At 55.6% G+C, this 19,156-nt stretch carries 19 protein-coding genes; 6 read left to right on the top strand and 13 right to left on the bottom strand.

From position 1 onward, the window contains the following. Positions 1-241: 241 nt before the first annotated feature. From Poly21_RS05065 to Poly21_RS05040, 7 genes are all read right to left on the bottom strand, one after another. The gene (locus Poly21_RS05065; RefSeq protein WP_146405856.1) at positions 242-436 is read right to left on the bottom strand and encodes a hypothetical protein; all 195 of its coding nucleotides are present in this window, start codon (positions 434-436) and stop codon (positions 242-244) included. A 453-nt stretch (positions 437-889) separates the two neighbouring features. Next, positions 890-1,414, bottom strand: a complete 525-nt coding sequence (locus Poly21_RS05060) for a 3-hydroxyacyl-ACP dehydratase FabZ family protein (protein WP_146405855.1) — start codon at positions 1,412-1,414, stop codon at positions 890-892. A 4-nt stretch (positions 1,415-1,418) separates the two neighbouring features. Then, positions 1,419-1,517 (bottom strand): 50S ribosomal protein bL37, encoded by a 99-nt coding sequence (locus Poly21_RS28450; protein ID WP_436967475.1) that lies wholly within the window; start codon positions 1,515-1,517, stop codon positions 1,419-1,421. A gap of 132 nt (positions 1,518-1,649) precedes the next feature. After that, positions 1,650-1,871 (bottom strand): translation initiation factor IF-1, encoded by a 222-nt coding sequence (gene infA / locus Poly21_RS05055; RefSeq protein WP_008681989.1) that lies wholly within the window; start codon positions 1,869-1,871, stop codon positions 1,650-1,652. Positions 1,872-1,884: 13 nt separating this feature from the next. Further along, entirely contained in the window at positions 1,885-2,298 is a 414-nt protein-coding gene (gene rpsI, locus Poly21_RS05050; RefSeq protein WP_146405854.1) for a 30S ribosomal protein S9, read from the bottom strand. Between the two features lie 18 nt (positions 2,299-2,316). Beyond that, on the bottom strand, positions 2,317-2,772 hold the full coding sequence (rplM, locus tag Poly21_RS05045) for a 50S ribosomal protein L13 (RefSeq protein ID WP_146405853.1): 456 nt from the start codon (positions 2,770-2,772) through the stop codon (positions 2,317-2,319). Between the two features lie 131 nt (positions 2,773-2,903). Then, positions 2,904-4,250, bottom strand: a complete 1,347-nt coding sequence (locus Poly21_RS05040; RefSeq protein ID WP_146406869.1) for a Gfo/Idh/MocA family protein — start codon at positions 4,248-4,250, stop codon at positions 2,904-2,906. Between the two features lie 351 nt (positions 4,251-4,601). Between Poly21_RS05040 and Poly21_RS05035 the strand changes: the two genes are divergently transcribed. Continuing rightward, on the top strand, positions 4,602-5,882 hold the full coding sequence (locus Poly21_RS05035; protein ID WP_146405852.1) for a radical SAM protein: 1,281 nt from the start codon (positions 4,602-4,604) through the stop codon (positions 5,880-5,882). 492 nt (positions 5,883-6,374) lie between these two features. Here the strand turns inward: Poly21_RS05035 and Poly21_RS05030 are convergent, their stop codons facing one another. Continuing rightward, on the bottom strand, positions 6,375-7,370 hold the full coding sequence (locus tag Poly21_RS05030; protein ID WP_146405851.1) for a YhdH/YhfP family quinone oxidoreductase: 996 nt from the start codon (positions 7,368-7,370) through the stop codon (positions 6,375-6,377). 379 nt (positions 7,371-7,749) lie between these two features. Here Poly21_RS05030 and Poly21_RS28215 point away from each other — a divergent pair, with 379 nt between their 5' ends. Continuing rightward, positions 7,750-8,487, top strand: a complete 738-nt coding sequence (locus Poly21_RS28215) for a DUF1559 family PulG-like putative transporter (RefSeq protein ID WP_146405850.1) — start codon at positions 7,750-7,752, stop codon at positions 8,485-8,487. A gap of 390 nt (positions 8,488-8,877) precedes the next feature. Here the strand turns inward: Poly21_RS28215 and Poly21_RS05020 are convergent, their stop codons facing one another. Continuing rightward, positions 8,878-10,467, bottom strand: coding sequence for a sulfatase family protein (locus Poly21_RS05020; RefSeq protein WP_146405849.1), 1,590 nt, complete (start codon positions 10,465-10,467; stop codon positions 8,878-8,880). Between the two features lie 187 nt (positions 10,468-10,654). Between Poly21_RS05020 and Poly21_RS05015 the strand changes: the two genes are divergently transcribed. Then, the gene (locus Poly21_RS05015; protein WP_146405848.1) at positions 10,655-11,674 is read left to right on the top strand and encodes a hypothetical protein; all 1,020 of its coding nucleotides are present in this window, start codon (positions 10,655-10,657) and stop codon (positions 11,672-11,674) included. A 154-nt stretch (positions 11,675-11,828) separates the two neighbouring features. Here Poly21_RS05015 and Poly21_RS05010 read toward each other — a convergent pair whose 3' ends face one another. Together Poly21_RS05010 and Poly21_RS05005 are read right to left on the bottom strand one after the other, a co-directional pair. Continuing rightward, entirely contained in the window at positions 11,829-13,493 is a 1,665-nt protein-coding gene (locus tag Poly21_RS05010) for an ABC1 kinase family protein (protein ID WP_146405847.1), read from the bottom strand. A gap of 45 nt (positions 13,494-13,538) precedes the next feature. After that, positions 13,539-13,814 (bottom strand): hypothetical protein, encoded by a 276-nt coding sequence (locus Poly21_RS05005; RefSeq protein WP_146405846.1) that lies wholly within the window; start codon positions 13,812-13,814, stop codon positions 13,539-13,541. A 378-nt stretch (positions 13,815-14,192) separates the two neighbouring features. Here Poly21_RS05005 and Poly21_RS05000 point away from each other — a divergent pair, with 378 nt between their 5' ends. Then, complete coding sequence (locus Poly21_RS05000; RefSeq protein ID WP_302117608.1) at positions 14,193-15,869, top strand: mechanosensitive ion channel domain-containing protein; 1,677 nt, start codon at positions 14,193-14,195, stop codon at positions 15,867-15,869. 42 nt (positions 15,870-15,911) lie between these two features. Here Poly21_RS05000 and Poly21_RS04995 read toward each other — a convergent pair whose 3' ends face one another. Continuing rightward, positions 15,912-16,163: a hypothetical protein gene (locus tag Poly21_RS04995; protein ID WP_146405845.1), complete on the bottom strand. Its 252-nt coding sequence runs from the start codon at positions 16,161-16,163 to the stop codon at positions 15,912-15,914. A gap of 30 nt (positions 16,164-16,193) precedes the next feature. Then, the gene (locus Poly21_RS04990; protein ID WP_146405844.1) at positions 16,194-16,625 is read right to left on the bottom strand and encodes a hypothetical protein; all 432 of its coding nucleotides are present in this window, start codon (positions 16,623-16,625) and stop codon (positions 16,194-16,196) included. Positions 16,626-17,751: 1,126 nt separating this feature from the next. Here Poly21_RS04990 and Poly21_RS04985 point away from each other — a divergent pair. Both Poly21_RS04985 and Poly21_RS04980 read left to right on the top strand, forming a co-directional pair. Further along, the gene (locus Poly21_RS04985; protein WP_146405843.1) at positions 17,752-18,723 is read left to right on the top strand and encodes a DUF1559 domain-containing protein; all 972 of its coding nucleotides are present in this window, start codon (positions 17,752-17,754) and stop codon (positions 18,721-18,723) included. Next, a complete protein-coding gene (locus tag Poly21_RS04980; RefSeq protein WP_146405842.1) occupies positions 18,720-19,103 on the top strand; it encodes a hypothetical protein in 384 nt (127 codons plus the stop codon). Before Poly21_RS04985 ends, Poly21_RS04980 begins: the two co-directional genes overlap by 4 nt. The last annotated feature ends 53 nt before the right edge of the window (positions 19,104-19,156 follow it).

Here is a 19,156-nt window from a genome sequence, read left to right as displayed (position 1 = left end):
AAAAAGAACACAAAAAAGTAAAAAAGTCCAATCGTTGGACGACGCCCAACGACATTAGGACCGGCTGGCTCTCCGAGCCCACAGCGTTACATCCGCCTCCACCGGACTGGTGAGCCGACTAACATGTAATATGGGAGTGGCCCATCGACTCAAAATATCTACGGGCACAACGAGTGATTCGCGATGCACTTCGATGAGCGAGATCGGAGCCCCAGCAAACCAAGCGATGCGAAATGTTGCTTCAGTTGCTTTTGCGAGGATCCGCAGGTGCCGATTCAGTCTGGGTTTCCTTCAACTCAGGGTGAGCATCCAGATATTGTGAAAGTTCGTCACCCGAAGTCGCTTCGGGGGTGCTGGAACCACCGCAACCAACGCATGACATGGCCAGCAATGCTAAAACGATGGGCAGTTGATAAAGGTGCGTGAATCTCAACATGAATTCTCTCGATCGAATGAAGGTCGATCAGTAGGTGGGGATAGAGTGGATCGCCATAACCAGCTAATTTCTTAGAAGGTTCACAAACGACCGGGCAAACATTTATCAATATTAACTGAAAGGAAGCGTTCGCCAAGAATAAAAAAACGTCAATCCGTAAACTTAATAGAGTACATTTTCCAGCCGGCGCCGTTTTCTCTCTCGCATGAAATTGCCGCTGCGTCGCCCGCGATCGATCGCCCTGAGGAGCAATGCGCCAGGTGCAACGGAACGCAGAAACTCGAGCGCGTCAGGGCGAGTTCGGTCAGTCCGGCTAAACCAGAGGTCCGGCAATCAGAAGGCCGGGCAATCAGAAGGTTCGCAGTCGCCCGGCTCGCGACCCTACCTAAAGGCACTCGGCTTCGGCTCGCGTTGCCGAAGTCGATTTCATCAACAACCCGTTGACGCCCGCGGCTACTTCGAGCCGCCGGTCAGCTGTTCCGTGACCGCTTCAATGGGGATAGGAATGCCGCGTAGGCAGCCTTCGAGGACAAGATTCTCGCCCACAGCACCTTGGAAGCGAGCGACGATCATGCGTCCGCGGCGGGCTTTCTCCAGCCGCACCATTACGACGAGTCGATCTCCGGGGACAACCACACCGCGAAAGCGGACTTCATCGACACCGCCGAAGCCGACCATCGCGGCTCCCAACAGATCGTGCTTTTGGGTGTAGTAGCTCGACAACTGCGCGACCGCTTCAAGCATCATCACGCCTGGCATGAGTGGCATACCCGGCATATGTCCGCGCACCCAGAACTCGTTGTCAGTGATCTGTTTGTAGGCCGCGCAGGAGTGTGTTTCGAGATCCTCACAGAGGATCGCGGTTAACTGCTCCATCTCATGTCGCTGCGGGTTCAGCTTTCGAATCGCTTCGATGTCCGCAATCGGATGGTCAAAATCGAGCCGACTGGGCTCAATGATGAAAGGGCTTTTCACCATGAAACTAGGTCTTGATCTTCCTGCGTTTGGCCTTACGTGCCTTGGCGTTAGCGGGACGGCGCCCGTGGTTCGCTTTCTTCAGTTTATGGTGTGGTTTGGCCACGACAATGTACCTGGTGAGAGTGAACGAAACTCGAACTTGAGTTCCGTTACGTGGAGGGTGCACAGCGAAACTCGGGACGAGTTCCGCAACATCAATGTTGGAGTGGGCGGCTCAGCGACAAGAAAGAGTCGGTTAGCGTTCGCGGTACACGATCCGACCTTTGGTCAAATCGTAAGGCGACAACTCAACCCGGACCTTGTCGCCAGGGACGATCCGGATGAAGTGCTTTCGCATCCGTCCGGCAACGTGCGCGAGCACATCGTTCCCGGTTTCGAGTTGCACACGAAATCGGGTGTTGGCAAGTGCCTGGGTAACGGTCCCTTCGACTTCAAACGCTTCTTCTTTTTTGCTCAAAACGTACGCCTTGTTATCGTTTACTAAACTGGACGCCGCGACGAGCACCACGAAGACCCGGTTTCTTCCGTTCCTTCATGCGAGAATCTCGCGTCAGGAAGCTGCCTTCACGCATCGGATCGTGCAACGCTTCATCATGGGAACACAATGCACGAGCGATGCCCATGCGAATCGCGCCGCTTTGGCCGCTCATGCCGCCGCCGGAAACCCGAACGAGCACGTCGATTTGATCAGTCAAACCGGCTGCTTGAATTGTTTCGAGAATATCGCGTTGATGCTGATCGTTAACGAAAAACTCATTCAATGGTTTGCCGTTGATGGTCACATTGCCGCTGCCGGGACGCACCCGCACGCGAGCAACGCTGCTTTTGCGACGACCCGTACCGAGCGCGTCGCCGTTGATCTTATCTTTTTTTACTGCAATCATGGTTTCGACACTCAGGACCTAATTGTTGACTTTCTTACTCTGGCGAACCAATTCGTTTGGCTGCTGAGCGGTGTGCGGGTGATCAGGACCTGCGTAGATCTTGAGCTTAGCCAGCATCTGTCGTGCCAAGCGGTTTTTGGGCAACATGCGGCGAACCGCGTGCAGCAGCAGGTCTTCTGGTTTGCGTTCCTGGCGGTCTTGATAGCTCTCTAGCCGCAGGCCAGGGTATCCGGTGTACCAGGTATAGTGGCGAGCCTGCATTTTGTTGCCGGTCATCGCAATTTTTTCCACGTTGGTCACGATGACAAAGTCACCGCAATCCACGTGCGGGGTATATTCGGGGCGATGTTTGCCCATCAAAACGACGGCGATATCGCTGGCCAAGCGACCGAGCACTTCGTCGCTAGCATCGACGATGTGCCATTGCTTCTGGACTTCGCCGGGTTTGGCCATGTAGGTTCGCTGAACAGCCACGGTGGGAACTTTTCTCGGGGAGGCATCAAAAATTTGAATCGCATAGCGTACTCGACACACCGCTCCCATGACAAGGCCTTCGGCGCGGTCGCGCCGAAGGTTTTTTCTAGACTACCTATTCGGAAAGCCTCCTAGCCCATCTCAATGGCAAAACCGTCGCGATAGGGACGGCTGAGCATCGCATTGGCCTCGTCGTCGCCAACAATTTGTTCAATCGAATCGTCCCATTTTAGCTCGCGGCCGAGTCTTGCGCAAATTCCCGCGAGATGGCAGACGTTGAGCATCTCCATGTGCGAATGCACGTCCGAGATGGGCTGGACTTTATTTTCAGCGCAGTACAGGAAGTTGGCCCAGTGCTGTTTCCGCTCGTTGAACTCCATCGGCATGTTCCGATATACCTTCGCAATCGCATCGTCGGGCAATGGGTTGTTGGCGAGATCTTCGACAGGTTGACCCTGCAATGCACCACGGCTGACAAAGATTCTACCTTTATCGCCGGTGATGAGTACGCCGTTGCGGGTATCGTTGCGAATGATCATCTCGGTATCGCCGGGATACTGAACGTTGAATTGGAACGAGGTGGCCGTGTTGTAGCGGTCGTCTTGCTGGGGCACCCCGTTTTTGAACTCAACGGGATGCTTTGCCGTGCCACTGATGGATGTCGGCCCCTCGGTCTGGCCGTTGAGCTTCAGTGCCCAATTGCAGATGTCGACGTGGTGGGCGCCCCAATCGGTGAGCTTGCCGCCGGAATATTCGTACCACCAGCGGAATTCATAGTGGCAGTTCGTGAAGGTTGCTTTGTCCTTTCGCAGGTGTAGGTAATCAACAGCCGGTGCCGGCCCCAACCACCGGTCCCAATCCAGTTTGCTGGGGACTTCGGCGACGGGGATGGAGGGACTTGTTGGGGCGCCGCCAATAGCGGCTTGGACCTGCCGGATTTTGCCCAGCCGGCCCTCGTTGACGATCGCTAAGGCTTTGACGAACAACGGGAACGTGCTCCGCTGCTGAGTGCCGACCTGCACGATGCGCCCAGTTTGTTTCTGCACCTTACGAATCAACTTGCCTTCGTCGATCGTCAGGGTCAACGGCTTTTCGCAGTACACGTCCTTGCCAGCGAGCATGGCTTCGACCAGCGGCTTCGTGTGCCAATGATCCGGGGTGGCGATATGCAAGACATCGATGTCATCACGCTCGAGCATGGGGCGGTAGTCGTCATAAACGTCTGCCTTGCCATCGCTGAACTTTTTGTTGAATCCGTCTGCCCGACCCGCGTCAACATCCGCGATCGCGACCACATCGAGCCACTGGCGTGCGGCATTGAGATTTCCCGTCGCCATCCCGCCCGCACCGATGACTCCAATGGTGCGGCGATCATTCTTGCTGTTCCCTTCCTGGGCGAAGGAGCGCGGGCTCCACGCAAAATACGGTGTCGTCGCTGCGGCACCCGCAGCGATCTGCAGCACACTGCGGCGGCGCATGGCACTGCTCGGGGGGGCGGAAGCCGAGTCGGCGGATGTGGATGTTTCGTTCTGCTCAGTCATGTTGCAACTCGATGAGACGTAGGTAAGAAGAGGTAATAAGGATGCGACGGGTTACATTGTAGCTTTGGCAACGTGTCAATGGTACACCTAGTCCAGGTCGCCAGAGGGCTCCGCCGGGCTGAGCTCTCACGCGATCAGTGGTCGCGGCGGTATTTCACGACCGTTCGAGCCGATGGTCGACCATGCAATCGCTTTTGCCTTGGAGCGGTGACCTGTTAGAATAGCGGCTCCCACCTCCCAACCGCTCAACTTCCCCTCTCCCTCACTGCTGACTTCATGTATCTCAAAATGGCTCGCCGGTTCGCTGTAGAAACCGACAAACGGCTGTTGGCCAAGGCCGTCTGGATGCTTGGGGTGAAGGGTTTGCGCAGCATCCATCGGCACAAACGGCGACTGAAGAAGGGCGAGTTTTTCCCGCCTTTTCTCTACATGTCAGTCATCAATAGCTGCAATCTGCGGTGCCAGGGTTGCTGGGTCGATGTCGCGGCAAAGCAGAGCCGCATCGAACTGGATGCTGCCAGCAAAACGATTCGCGAAGCCAAGGCGATGGGCAACAGCTTTTTTGGCATTCTGGGCGGGGAACCGTTCATGCACAAAGATTTGCTGACGCTCTTCGAAACCCATCCCGACGTTTATTTCCAAGTCTTCACCAATGGGCATTTTATCACCGACGAAGTCGCCGCGCGACTGCGGAAATGCGGCAACGTCACGCCACTGATCAGTGTCGAAGGCAGCGAGATCATCAGCGATACGCGGCGCGGCCGCGATGGCGTGCTCAATCAAACGATGGAGGGCATCGAAGCGGCGATTCGTAATAAATTGCTTGTCGGTGTCTGTACCAGCGTTTGTAAATCCAACATTGATGATCTGGTGACCGATCGCTGGGTCGATCGCTTGATCGAGATGGGTGTGATGTACTGTTGGTTCCATATTTACCGTCCCGTCGGCCCCGAACCGAACCCGCAACTGGCGCTGTCCAGCGAAGAACAGCGGCGGGTGCGGCAATTCGTCGTTGACACGCGGGCCACCAAGCCGATTGTGGTCATCGACGCCTATCACGACGATGCGGGCAACGCCCTGTGCCCCGCTGTGACTGGATTCACGCACCACATCGGTCCCTGGGGCGATATTGAACCGTGTCCCGTGATCCAGTTGGCGACCGAATCGATCCACGATGATCGTCCGCTCGCCGAAACGTTTAACAATTCCGAGTTCCTGCGAGATTTCCGTGAACTCACCGCGGGCACGACACGTGGCTGTGTGATCATGGAACGTCCCGATCTGCTGGTCGAATTGGCGAACAAACACGGTGCGCGCGACACGACCGCCCGAGGAGTCGTGATGGACGAGCTGGCGGCGGTTTCACCGCGTCGCAGCCAATACCAACCGGGCGATGAAATTCCCGAACGCAGCCTCGTCTATCGTTGGGCCAAGAAATACGCCTTCAACGATTTCGGTGCCTACGGCAAGCATTTCGATGCGGCTCATTACCAAGATCCGGATCAAAAAAGTCCAGCACCTACCAATCCGAAAAGTCCCGAAGTGGTGTCGATCGGACTGCCGGAGTAAGGCTGCTGAAACACAGGCCCGGCGAGCGTATCAGAAGTACCGCTCTTAGCCACGGTAGTGGCGGCAGCATATAGCCTGGGGCGTAAGCCCCAGGAAATCGAACTGTAAATCCTGGGGCTGATCCCCGCGGATTACCCAATTTCGTGACAACGCCGAAGGTGTTTCAGAGATTAGCCGGCGGTCGAGCGACGCGAACACCGCCGGACAGGTTGAAACGACGCGATTGCTGACCCCGAAGGGCGTCAAAGCCCATCCGAGCGGAGTGGACCGTTGTGGCTGCGACCCTGCCAGGGTCGGCGTGCATTTGCTGTATTTGATTCCGGTGGTGTTCGCTACGCTCAAAACACCGGCTAATTTCCGCGATCCTTTCAGGGTCTATAACTATTAGGTAATCGGCAGGGTGTCAGCCCCAGGAAATCTACGTATGCGGGCGGGATGGCCGCGCACCGGTTCGCGGGCGTCCCGCCCGCATACACGTCAGTCTTTAAGCAATTAGCCCTCAGCCACATTCACCACGACTCGGCCGCGAATTTTACTGGCGAGGATTTCATCGATTTTGGTCGAGAGCTCGTCGAGACCGACTTCGGTGGCCGTTGCGTCGAGGTCGTTTAGCATCCAGGGACCGGCCAGCCGCTCCCAGATTTTCAGCCGCTCATCCATCGGGCAGAGCGCCGACGTGATCCCGGCCAACCGTACGCCGCGGAGGATAAAGGGGAACACGCTCATGTCCAAGTCGCTGCTGCCGACCATTCCGCAGGCGGACACGCAACCATTGACATCGACGGATTTCAGCAACGACACCAGCGTGGGACCGCCCACAGTATCGACACCACCGCTGAACCGTGCCGACAGCAGCGGACGACTCGATGCTGTATCCAGCTCATCGCGGGAAACGATCTCACTCGCACCGAGGCTCCGCAACCACGCATGCGCATCGGACTTGCCCGTCATCGCGGTAACCCGATACCCGAGTTGGCTGAGCAGTTTCACCGCCAAGGAACCGACTCCGCCGGTAGCCCCGGTGACGAGCACGGGTTTCTCGCCGGGATGGATATCGTTGCGGACCAGCTCGCGAACGCACTGGGCAGCCGTGAATCCAGCCGTGCCGATAATCATCGCTTCACGCGGTGAAAGTGAGTCGGGAAGCGGAACGACCCACGACTCGGGAACCCGAATTCGCTCGGCCCATCCACCCCAGCGCTTTCCGCCGAGATCGTACCCGGTCACGATCACCTTCGTACCAACGGGAAAGCGTTCGGTTCCCACTTCCACCACCCCCGCGGCATCGATGCCGGGAACATGCGGCAGGTTCGGTGCAACGCCTGGATTCCCAGTCGCCGCCAGGGCGTCTTTGTAGTTCAAACTCGACCACTGCACCGCGATGGTGACATCGCCATCGGGCAGTTCCGAAACGGGTCGCTCGGTGATTCGGTGCGAGACAACGTCGTCGGCTCGTGTGACGTACAAGCAGCGAAAGTGAGAATTCATGGTTCTTCCGTCGTGTTGGTGATTTGAGCAGATATGTTAGCCCATTCGATACTACCTGATGTGCCTGCCCGAAAAGGGGGCTGATCCTTTGGAGGCGAGTTCCCTTGGAGGAGCGTCATTTCGGTCGTATCGATCGCTACAGCCCACTTCCGAGACCTCCCTGCGTACTTGGCAGGCAATCCGTGCATCCATCGTATGCCGGCCTTGAAAATCAGACATGGGTCGATCGGGTATCAATCCCAGAATAGCTCTTGAGAGCGAAAGTGAACGAGCCATTATTTGCCGTTACAAGGCCGGTATGGACGCCAGACCAATCTGAAATCTCGTTGGAGTCGAGGGCTCGCCACCAATTGGCGCAAGGATAGCTCCGCCTGCGCGTATGGCTATGAATAGTAATTCTTGCAAGATCGAAAAGGCATTCCCATCCACGCGATATTTCAAGCTTCCAAACAGCGGTTCGACGATCAGTTCCAGAACGAGACGCTTGCTTCCCTTTTTAGAGGAGCAAGCATTGTGGGAGACCCTCACTCTAAAGCGGCCGTACTTTGCACAGACTGAACGTTTCTCATACGAAACGCCTCTTGTCTTTCTCTGCCCGGAACGCAATTACGATCCCCTCCCACAAAACCAGATTCACCCGACCAATATTTTAATGGTGTCCGGAGGTGGTGCGCCTGGTGTTGAGAATGGTGTCATGGTGGGGACCGACGCCAGCGGTCCCCCTGTATCACTCGCATACATCAGTGACGGTCTGTCAAACACCATTGCTGTGACGGAGACGGTTGCCGGCGAGTTTTCCACGACGGAACCGCCAAGCGGCATCAGCAAGGCTTGGACATGTAAGTCCTCCAGAGTGTTTGCGCTTCCGTACGAGGAGGATGTTTATTTCGCCGAATGTGATGCAATAGGCGAAGATCCCGAGTTGATCCGTGCCAGACGCCAATTCGCGTCACTTGGATCGGAGTGGCTGTTTTCATCCATTGGCATCAGCCGCATGATTGCGGTACTTCCGCGGATGACAGTCAACTGTACCAACGGGAATGTCTTTAGCGAAGTTTACTGCAGAATATGTTCGAGGCAATTCGATGGGAGGTTCATGGTCAGGTACGTTGCCTAAGCCTGTAGGAGACTGGCGGCAAGGTGGCCAAGGGACTTGCCGTCTATCAGATGGGGATGGAAATACCTACGAAGACTTCCAGATTGACTTTATTTGATTGGCAGCGACCAGCGGGCACCACTTCATCTCCGCAGTCGCTGTAAGTACACGTTGGAACTGCGGTGTGGATCAGCCGATTAAGAGATTCAGCCTACAGAACCAAATCAAAGGACTCCAAGTTCTGGGAACCGCCAACGCACCGTAAGCACGTCGGCGCAAAAGAGTGATGAGGAATGATTTCTCCCGACGTGCTTTGTGATCGATCGCTGTCGCCGCTTCGTGGCCCGAACTCGCATCAGAGATACGGGAGGCTGCACTGTCAATCCAGTATCACGTTCCCAGTCCAATCCTCTACGTGGCCGTCATCTTCATCGCTTCGGCAACGGTTTTCTTGCCGGCAGGTTGATGGTCGTCAAACGGGCCGTCCGAGCCACCCTTTGGCCACGTCACTGGATCGGCATACTGACCGTCGTCTTTAAACTCCGTCTGTAAGCGGGCAATCTCGGTTTTGAGTTCTTGGAACTTCGCTGCAATCTCGGGCTTACTGGCTTCCTCGTCAGCGAACAGCAGGTTGTGTTGCTCGCTGGGGTCGTTGACCAAATCGAACATCTCGTAGGCGTCCATCTTCCAATAGTAGATCAGCTTGTGCGTCTTGGTTCGCACGCCCAAGTGAGCCGCCGTGTTGTGGTGTCCGGGGTCATGGTAGTAACGGTAATAAACCGTATCACGCCAATCCGACGGTGATTCGCCGCGCAGCAGCGGAGCGAGCGAGCGGCCTTGCATGAACTCGGGGACCGGCAGTCCGGCGAGATCGAGGAACGTGGGTGCCAAGTCAATGTTCGCGACGAACTGGTCGGGTGTGCTGTTCGCGTTGATTCCAGGACCGCAGGCGAGCAATGGCACCCGCAGGCCGGGTTCGTACATGAACCGTTTGTCATAGAGTCCGAGTTCACCCAAATACCAGCCGTTGTCGGCGCAGTAGATGACAATCGTGTTCTTAGCCAAACCCGTCGTGTCGAGATAGTCGAGAACTTTGCCAACCCCATCATCGACGCCTTGCACACAGGCGAGGTAGTCCTGCATGTAACGTTGGTACTTCCACTTCGTCAGTTCATCGCCGGTGAGCTTCTGTCCTTCGACCGTCAGTTCGTTTGGTTTAACGCCATACCATTGATTGGCTTCTCGACCTTTCAGATCCTCCGGGGGCAGGAGTTTCAGATCGCGGCGAGTTAAATCGTGGGCCACCGTCTGTTGGTTTTCAGGGAGTGCTGCGGGGCGGGTCGCATAATCATCCCAAAGTGTTGCGGGTTCAGGGAATGATTTGTCTTTGAATTTTGCTTTGTTTCTGAGATCGGGATCCCAATTGCGATGAGGGGCTTTTTGATGCAGCATCAAGAAGAAGGGTTTGTCTTCCGGCCGAGTTTTCAGAAACTCGATGCCAAGGTCGGTGGTGATATCGGTACAGTGGCCTTCGATCGTTAGCCGCTTGCCGTCGACTAGGAATTGCGGATTCCAGTAGTTCCCTTGGCCGGGCAGCACGATCCAGCGATCGAAACCAACGGGGTCCGATCCCAGGTGCCACTTGCCGATGACGCCTGTGTGATACCCCCCCGCCTGCAGGTGCTTCGCGACGGTATCGCGTGAGGAGTCAAATTTGTTGAACACCGGCACCCCATTGAGGTGCGAGTACTGCCCCGTCAACAGTGTCGCCCGACTCGGTGTGCAGATCGAATTGGTAACAAACGAGTTAGTAAATCGCGCTCCACGCTCGGCAATGCGATCAATATGGGGCGTCTGGTTCACCTTCGATCCGTAGGCGGAGATGGCTTGCTCGGCGTGATCGTCTGAGAAGATGAAGATGATATTGGGCCGGTCCGCAGCGGCAACAGTTACCGCGAAAGTCGCGAGCAACAGCGTGGTCAGTATTCGTGGTATCGTCATCTACTGGCAATCCAAGGAGGGAGGGGCGTGGAAGCTGCACAGTGTACTGCAGTTTCGCTCGATAAGCCAACTTTTGAGCGCGGAGCGATTGCGATAGACTCGCCGGCAGCGAGATTCGCCCAAGCGGCGCTGACTGAGTGGGCGGACCGTCAATTTACTCTCCACATATCACGAGAAGAGCAAAGAAATGATCTTGAAAAACTGGGTAGCAGCATCGTTCGCCATTTTGGGTCTGGCACTCGTTAACACGAGTCAGGCAGCGGATCCAACGGCTGAGACAATCTTGAAGGGTTTGCAAAACCCCTCATGCGTCAGCTTCAGCGAGGCTGGCGAGTTGACGGTGTGCGATTCGCGTGGCAGTGTCATGGTGCTGCCGCTCGGCGAGCTTCCCGACCAAACACCGATCGATTATGTCAGGAAATTCGATACCGAGTTTTGGAAGAGTGACGATACAGGTAAGAAATGGTACGGCGTTGGACCGCTGTCGGCTGTGTGGATCGGTAAGACTCTGGTCGTGACCGATGCGGGCAAGCTGGACGGAGAAGAAACTCTGTTGATGTTCACGGCACCAGGAGAAGCTTCGTCGGGTGTGGCCACCAACTCAGTCGGTCCCACCACGGACGATGAAGCGGACAAGGGCGAAGGCAATTTGACGGGCCTGAGCGTCTCAGAAGACGGAAAACAGGTGTTCGTATGCGGACAGGGATACGACGGAAAATCATGGGTTCTGGTCGCCGATCCCGCGACCAAGAAGCTTGAGCCGCTGCTGTCGGCAGATGACAACGGGATCGAAACGAACTCGCCCATGCAAACGGTGGTGGGGCCAGACAACACGCTCTACGTGCTCTATTCCGGCAAGGGTGGCGAAGCCGATGGATTGATCGTCCAGTGGGACCTGGAGACCAAGAAACCAGTCGCTCAGTGGAAACTCGCCGATTTGATCAACCCCATGGGCATGGCTCACATCGAAGGCAATAAGTTCGCAGTCGTCGAAAACAATTGGGCGCTGACGAGCGTCAATGATGGCCGCGTGGTCACGGTCGAACTCGGTGATGACGGCGAAGTCGACGTGACTGAGAGCGGTATCACGCTCAAGGGGCCTGTGTCCTGTGCGTTTGGTCCTGACAATCGCTTGTACGTGACGCAGCTCGGCGAAAACTTCGATGCTGCCGATGGCAGTGTCGTGGCTATCAAGGGTTTGAAGTAGTCAAACGCGATTTGTCGCCCGCAATCGTTGTGGAGCGACGTTTGGATTGGTAGCTTGGGACCATCGTCCCGAGCGGGCAGTTGGGTGACTGTCAACAAACCCGGATGGACCCAAAATAAGACTACGGACGGGACAACGGTCCCGTCCTACGGTCTTAAGCTCTATCCCGCAGGTCACCGGACCTCTTGACCGCTTGAATCACTCGCACGCCGAGGTAGATCGCGATGCCGGTCCCTACAACACCGGGGACGGAAACACCGTGAAAACGCGGCGGTACGCTGTTGCTCCACAACTGAGTGGACCCGACAAACGTTGCTGCTGCCAAGATACCCATCACCAATCGGTTCACGATGGTGCCAAGATTCCGATGATCCAAATGGACGTCAAAGCTGCCTTGGCGAAGGCGGCCAATAATATCAGCGGTGTCGCTCGGCAGCGTTTGAATCAGATGGTTCCAATTTCGATTTGTGGCGACGAGGTGTCGCCACCATCGCTGCGGCGAGAAGCGATTTTTAATCGCTTCGATACGATACGGCTCGAGTAATTCCTCCATGCTGAATTGGGGGCTGAGCTGGGTGGCGGTGCCTTTGAGCATGACCACCATTTTCAGCAGCAAGGTGACGTCGGGCGGCAGCACGATGCGGTATTCACGAATGATCGCTGTAAAATCATTGATCACGGCGGTCGTATCGATATCTTCGACCGAACGAGAACCGTAGTCATCGATAAATTGTTCCATGTCACGCAGCAGAGCCCGGCGGTCAAGATTTGCGGGAGGTTGCCCGATTTGGACTACCGCGTCGACCATTCGGGGAGGATCTTTGTCCATTGCTGCGATCAATACGTCTTCGATTTGCTCTCGCATTTCGCCACTGAGTCGCCCCACCATGCCGCAATCCAGCACACCGATCACGGCTCCATCCAACACCATCAGATTCCCAGGATGCGGATCGGCGTGATAGAAACCATGGCGGAATACCATCTGTAGAAACAGGTTGGCACCGCGACGTGCTACATCAGCGAGATCACATCCCGCTGCGACGAGATCATCGCGGCGTGATACGCTGATGCCATCAAATTTCGCCATCGTCATGACGCGGCGCGACGACACATTCTCGTAGGGTCGTGGGAAGGCTACGTGAGGGTCGTCTTTGAAGTTTTCACGGAATCGCTGGAGACTCCGCTGCTCGATGGTAAAGTCGAGCTCGTCTTCAAGTGTTTGACGGAATTGTTTTGCAGTGGCGACGGGTTGATATTGAGCCAGATAGAGTGAGTTGGCCTCAGCCATCTTCGCCAATTCGATGAGAATCTCGAGGTCATTGCGGATGCGATGTTCAATCCCGGCATGTTGAATCTTGACGACCACTGCCGTCCCATCGTGCATCTCCGCGTGGTGAACTTGGCCGATCGAAGCCGACGCGAAAGCCTCTGCATTGAAACGACGGAAGAGCTCAGAGGGTGGTTGACCGAACTCCTGCGTGATCAAGTCAATCACGGTTCCAGGTGCATCGGGGGGTGTATCCGATTGCAATTTGGCCAGCTCGGCGGCCAGCTCCGGGCCTATCAGATCCGCACGCGTGCTGAGCATCTGACCGAGTTTGACGAAGGTCGTTCCCAGTTCGAGCAGCGCCATTCGAATGCGGACGGATGGATCGAGATGACTAATTTGGTCGCCATCGTGGGTGCGTAGCAGTCGCTGAATCCAATCCGCTCGCACGTTCCCCAGCCAGGGTGCGAGTCCATATCGGAGGAGGATGCTGACGACTTCGTTGAGCCGTTCCGCGTTCCGCACGAGCTGCGGCAAAGTCGATGCATCCATGGTGGAGTGTCCCGATAATCCGCAGAGGGCAGGTTGCTTCGTTGTCTATTTGGTTTCTTCGACCGCTTTGACCACTTTCTGCAGTCCACTCTTCATTTCCTCAGCAGCCAGCGTCAATGCAGCCAACGCATCACCGGCCGATTCGGCAGCAGCACTTCGGATCGGTTCGTATTGCTCGGTCAGCTTGCTGATTTGATCTGACAAGCGATCGTATTCTTGCTTGGCTTCCATTTCTGCCAAACTCATGCGGACGCGAAGATGGTCGCGTTGCTGTTTAAGTCCAGTGACTAGGTCATCGAGTTTATCTTGTTCCGTTGCCATTCTTTCACTCTGTAAAAATGTTTTTGAAATCGTCAGGCGCGATTGGACGCCGGTAAGCGAGGTAAATCGATACAGCGATTGACTGCGAAACCGGCATATCATCATTCATCGGTGTCGACGAAGCAAGTCAGTTAGGAGATCCGATGTATCGACAGATGTCTGCCAATCGACGTGGCAGCACGACGACATTTGAAGACACATTGGTTACCGCCAGAAGGAAACGCGGCGGGCCTAGGCGATTGTGGTCGAGGTGTCTGGTCCTTAGCCTTCTCGTCCCTTAGCCTTTTCACTCCCCACTCATCAATCAGTTAACAACTCCTATTGAATGGACGTAGCAGTATGAAAAATGGTAGCGTGAGTTCTCAGTGCCTGTGGACAATGGCTGTATTGCTCTGCAGCGGCATGGGTGCGTTGTCGGGCCGGGCGGCGGAGACGGACGAGGCCAAGACGCCTGAATACACGGCTCACACCACGCTCAATCCCGATATTCCGTTGGATCAGTTGAAGGTGATGGTCAAACCGTTGACCAAGTCGGAGCTGCAGGTCGAGTCGGATGCGTGGTTCAAACTGCTGCGGGCGAAGGCACGCGAAATCGCAGCTGTGCGAATGGGCGTCAAGAAGGCGACCGAAGCCGTGAATGCCGCCGACGATGAGGCTGCCAAGAGCTCATTGGAAGTCGCCGAATCGATCACGAAAACAGTGGCCGACGAAGCCGAGCAGGAGGAGAAGTCCGTGACCGCGATGGCTCAGAGAAATCTCGGCCTCGATGAGGACGTGATGGACAATTCGTCCCCCGCTGAAGAACCCGCGCCCGAGACGGACGATACCGAACCCGCGGGCGATACCGAATCCGCGGGAGATGCTGAATCCGCGGGAGATGCTGAACCCGCCGGCGCGGCTGAACCCGCAGGCGCGGCTGAACCCGCCGGCGATTTGCAGTCCCCTGACAACGACGGAGGCAGCACGACCGAAACCGCATCGCCGACCGCTGGAGAGTCCGATGCCCAAACCAAAACTGTCAACACGGCGATCAAACTCAAAGGCGATATGCTGACCAGCGTCACCAAATTGCAAGATCAGCGGACGGTGTTGAGCGATCGATTGGCAGTCGTACTCAATTCGCTCGAGGCCAAGGGCGGCGATGTCGCGGAGTACCGCACCTATTCAGCCGCGGTTTCCGGAATCGAGTTGGACACGTCCGATGCCGCATCAGCATGGGCTGGCATCGTCGGCTGGATGTCGTCCAAGGAAGGCGGCCAGCGATTGGCGTGGAACCTCGGCCGCTTCGCCCTGATCCTGTTCATTACCTACCTGATCGCGAAGGTGGTCGCAGCAATCGTCAATTGGCTGCTCGAACGCAAACTCAAACTCAGCCAGCTCGCCGAGCGACTGATCGCCAGCATGATCAAAAACATCGTCATGTTAGTTGGGTTCGCTATCGCCCTGACCGCCTTGGAAGTCGATATCACACCTGTTTTGGCGGCGATCGGAGCCACCGGCTTGGTCATTGGACTGGCGCTGCAGGGAACGCTCAGCAATTTTGCGAGCGGCCTGATGATCCTGATCAATCGCCCTTTTGATGTCGGGAACGTCGTTAATGCGGGTGGCATCACCGGGACAATCGCCCAAATGAATCTGGTTTCCACCACCTTTCGAACCTTTGACAATCAAACCATTCACGTTCCCAATAATGAGATTTGGAACAATGTGATCACCAATATCACCGCGAATCCGACCCGTCGTGTCGACCTGGAGTTTGGAATTGGCTACGACGATGACTTCGAGCAAGCTGAGAATTTGATCAAGGATGTCCTGCAGGCCAACAAATTAGTGCTCAGCGACCCCGAGCCCGTCGTTGTGACCCACGAATTGGCCGATTCCTCCGTCAATATTGTCTGCCGCCCCTGGGCGAAAACGAGTGACTGGTGGCAGGTAAAAACAGAGGTCACCCGCGAGGTGAAACGGAAATTCGACCAAGTCGGTATCTCATTCCCTTACCCGCAGCAGGACGTGCACTTCTACGGGGCGGCTCCCGCCCAGAATGAGAATGCTTGAGCCAGTTGTTAGGGCCGTTGAGGATGCATCTTGGTCTGACTATCAAAGCATGCTGCGTTGGCGTTTTCGCCGCCGCAAATGCACAACAGAGACGCCGATCAAGCAAGTACCGAACAGCGACGGCACGGGAATAGATGTCGCAGTCGGGGCTGAAGGCGGACTGACGGGGTTAGTCGCAGATAGAAAAAGGACGCGATTGAACATCACGTCAGGCAGCCCCGGACCAAAATCCCATCGCAGACCGGCCTGGGAACTCTTAGCTGGTCCAGCGGTGTCATTGAACCGTGTGATCATGTTGACATTTGCGATTGGGCCAGCTGTGTTCTAAGTACCTCCAATCGCCACGCCCACGTAAAAGTTGGGCGCATTCCCAGGCGCGGAGGGCGTTGGATCAATTAGAGAGATTACCTGCGAGCCATAATTCTGCCAGAACAGCCCGGTGACGTTTGTCGACAGAGCATTGTCGAGAAACACAGTATTCGTGGGACTGAAATCTGTCAGCGTCACCCGAGCTTGGCCACCAATGAAACCACCGATTCCCGTTTCATACGGCTGACCAAAATAGTCGATTGCAGAGTCGTCAATGGAGAAATTGATAGAATAATTCACGTTGTCCGTAAACCGTGGACTACTCGTTGGAAAGAAAGTGGCCTGCGTAGTACCTGACAAGTTATAGGTGACTAGGTCTGCCGACGCCGGCACCCGTAGGAAAGCCAGTGACAAGAGGAATGCAATGGCGACGATTCGGAGCTTCATGAAATGCAAAAAATGGGGCGAGAAACAGAACGCAAAAGGTCAAGCGGCCAACACCAGGGCGCGATAACGACAAGTCAGGTCTTAATCGACGCGTTGGTAGCAGGAATCTGCCGGCTCAGTGTGAGATTCCCAACCCAGACCGCTTGGAGAGAGCAAAATCTATTATTGAAGAATATGGAGGACCCCACTCTGCAGAGGGAGTTTTCCCACTTGTCAAGGTAGTGAGAGTGAAAAAGCGCGGATAAAGTGCATCGTTGAACTTTTGTTGAATTGACTACCGCGACAAAACTGCTAATAATCAGACGGTTATTGAGACGAAGTCTCCCCTTACTGCTATCAATGATTCGAATGAGTCACGACGAAGCGAAACGATGCTCACACCGACATTTTTTTGTAGTTGTTGCGTTGTTTTTGGCTTATGTTGTTGGACATTCCTCTTCAGCATTGGCCAGTTGCGGTGACTACCTGATTCATGCCGGGCAGGTGGAATCTGATTCCAGTGGGCTGTATCGGGTGTCTTCAGTATCAATCTTTTCAGTGTTGCCTCACCCTCCGGTTCATCGCTCAGCCTGTGAAAATGGTAGATGCGAACAAAGTCCGTTGACCACCTCCCCACTTGAGGCACCTCGAACCACGGTCCCTCAACAGCCTGCGATTGTGAATGAGCGGCAGGACAGTTCTGTTGATCGTGGCAATTCCCGCTGGGGTCGGCCAGCAAATAGTTTGCTGGCCAGTTCCCCTTTCTTAGAGGTTGCTTCGCCTCCTCCCAGGAACTCTTAAGCAACCTGAGTTCAGAATAGAGATCAGCGTGGCCAAGTCGTAGCGATTTTCAAAGGAGATGTCGCCTTTGACGTGCCGCGAGGATCCCTGCTCGTCTGCTCGCATGGCTGATTTGCGACTCACGTCGGATCTTGCTCAACAGCATTGCAGTTCAGTGCGCGTCTACTGCGCGCACGCGTGTTGCGGTTGAACGAATTAACAGCCTCGTGGCTGGCGAGTGCAGCTCGCACTCATGCCCCTTCTCTATCGTTGCGTTTTGGCGATCCGTCCTTGCTGCGCCAGATTCCGGCTCGGCAGACGGTCCGTTTTCGTGCTGTCTTTATTTCATTCTTTGGAGTTTGGTTTCATGTCTCTCAATCCAGGACGAAGGTCCGTCCATACTGGTTTCACATTGGTAGAACTGCTCGTCGTGATTGCCGTTATCGGAGTCATGGTGGGCCTCTTGCTGCCCGCTGTGCAATCCGCTCGCGAAGCTGCCCGGCGGATGCAGTGCAGTAACAACCTGAAACAGATGGGGTTAGCGTTACATAATTACGAATCGACCTATAAGTTGTTCCCGCCCGGTCGCACATCACAGGGAATTTCGGTTCATGCAGCGATATTGCCATTCCTGGAACAGGCCGCTGCGGCACAACTTGTTGATCCCACGGTCGCCTGGAATCACGCCAACAATGTCGCTGCCACCAAGGCGTTCATACCTAATTTTAATTGTCCTTCGGATGCCCAGTCGCCACTGCCGATGGGCTGGGCGGGGACGACGTATCGCGCCAATCAAGGATCGGGGATTTTATGGGGTCTGCCTCCAACCAATCCTGCTGATCCTAACTTTGGGATGCCTGAACCCAGCGGCGTTTTCTATTTAACGAAGCAGCTTGCTTTTCGTGACATTCTCGACGGCACGTCTCACACCGCAGCGTTCAGCGAGCACAATCAGGGTGATTTCAGCAATGCCATTTCCAGCTCCGGAGATACCTTTTGGCCGCAAACCAACCCGCAAACTCCGGATGAAGCCTATCAGCAATGCGAAGCCATCGACACCGATAATTTGATGTATCAACGAGTGAGTGACATCGGTGCTCCTTGGGTGTACGGATACCACTCAACGACCACCTACATGCACGTGGCACCACCCAATCGCCGCTCGTGCATGTTTCCGCCCGGCCGTATCGCGACAACGGCCAACAGCAACCACTTCGGTGGCGTGTTGGTTTGCCGCTGCGACGGTTCGGTGGTATTCGTTAGCGAGAATGTTAATCTCGATATATGGCGTGCTGCCGGCACACGTGCCCACCATGAGACAGTGGGTGACCTGCCATGATGATACGTTCTTGCTATGCATGCCTTCTTGCCGTCGCGACGCTGACGCTGGCCGGCTGTGGCGGTAGATCGGCTCCGGTCTCAGATCCAAAAGCCGCAGTAGCGTTGCTCGGTTCATCCCTGGAAGCCTGGAAAACCGGCAAGTCCGTAGCGGACATGCGACAACTGACGCCTCCGGTCTATGTGGCGGACGAGTTGTGGAGCGACGGGTTTGAGCTGCGTGATTTTGTCATCGAGGGCGATGGCGAAATGTATGGTCCCAATGTCCGCTTGAGCGTCACCCTGACGGGATCGAGTCGAGGCGGTGCGGTGGGCAAAAAGCAATTTCAGTACCTCGTCACAACCACACCGGCTTGCACTATTGCGCGCGCCGACCGCTAGTCAAGCTTTCATCGTCCCGTGTTTCTTGAAGCACTGTGGTCATTTATTGACTC

Origin of the sequence: Allorhodopirellula heiligendammensis (genome assembly GCF_007860105.1) — a bacterium.
In the GTDB taxonomy this organism is placed as follows: Bacteria; Planctomycetota; Planctomycetia; order Pirellulales; family Pirellulaceae; genus Rhodopirellula; species Rhodopirellula heiligendammensis.
The sequence above is the reverse complement of the archived record's forward strand: the minus strand, read 5'-3'. Positions and strand labels throughout refer to the sequence as shown.

Bases quoted from the DNA above. Each gene is read 5' to 3' on its own strand.
- Poly21_RS05020 (WP_146405849.1), bottom strand. From the start codon at position 10,467: ATGACGATACCACGAATACTGACCACGCTGTTGCTCGCGACTTTCGCG.
- Poly21_RS05040 (WP_146406869.1), bottom strand. From the start codon at position 4,250: ATGCGCCGCCGCAGTGTGCTGCAGATCGCTGCGGGTGCCGCAGCGACG.
- Poly21_RS05060 (WP_146405855.1), bottom strand. From the start codon at position 1,414: ATGGTGAAAAGCCCTTTCATCATTGAGCCCAGTCGGCTCGATTTTGAC.
- Poly21_RS04990 (WP_146405844.1), bottom strand. From the start codon at position 16,625: ATGAAGCTCCGAATCGTCGCCATTGCATTCCTCTTGTCACTGGCTTTC.
- rpsI (WP_146405854.1), bottom strand. From the start codon at position 2,298: ATGATTGCAGTAAAAAAAGATAAGATCAACGGCGACGCGCTCGGTACG.
- Poly21_RS05030 (WP_146405851.1), bottom strand. From the start codon at position 7,370: ATGAATTCTCACTTTCGCTGCTTGTACGTCACACGAGCCGACGACGTT.
- Poly21_RS04980 (WP_146405842.1), top strand. From the start codon at position 18,720: ATGATGATACGTTCTTGCTATGCATGCCTTCTTGCCGTCGCGACGCTG.
- Poly21_RS04995 (WP_146405845.1), bottom strand. From the start codon at position 16,163: ATGATCACACGGTTCAATGACACCGCTGGACCAGCTAAGAGTTCCCAG.
- Poly21_RS05065 (WP_146405856.1), bottom strand. From the start codon at position 436: ATGTTGAGATTCACGCACCTTTATCAACTGCCCATCGTTTTAGCATTG.
- Poly21_RS05010 (WP_146405847.1), bottom strand. From the start codon at position 13,493: ATGGATGCATCGACTTTGCCGCAGCTCGTGCGGAACGCGGAACGGCTC.
- Poly21_RS04985 (WP_146405843.1), top strand. From the start codon at position 17,752: ATGTCTCTCAATCCAGGACGAAGGTCCGTCCATACTGGTTTCACATTG.
- Poly21_RS05015 (WP_146405848.1), top strand. From the start codon at position 10,655: ATGATCTTGAAAAACTGGGTAGCAGCATCGTTCGCCATTTTGGGTCTG.
- Poly21_RS05000 (WP_302117608.1), top strand. From the start codon at position 14,193: ATGGCTGTATTGCTCTGCAGCGGCATGGGTGCGTTGTCGGGCCGGGCG.
- Poly21_RS05005 (WP_146405846.1), bottom strand. From the start codon at position 13,814: ATGGCAACGGAACAAGATAAACTCGATGACCTAGTCACTGGACTTAAA.
- Poly21_RS28215 (WP_146405850.1), top strand. From the start codon at position 7,750: ATGGCTATGAATAGTAATTCTTGCAAGATCGAAAAGGCATTCCCATCC.
- Poly21_RS05035 (WP_146405852.1), top strand. From the start codon at position 4,602: ATGGCTCGCCGGTTCGCTGTAGAAACCGACAAACGGCTGTTGGCCAAG.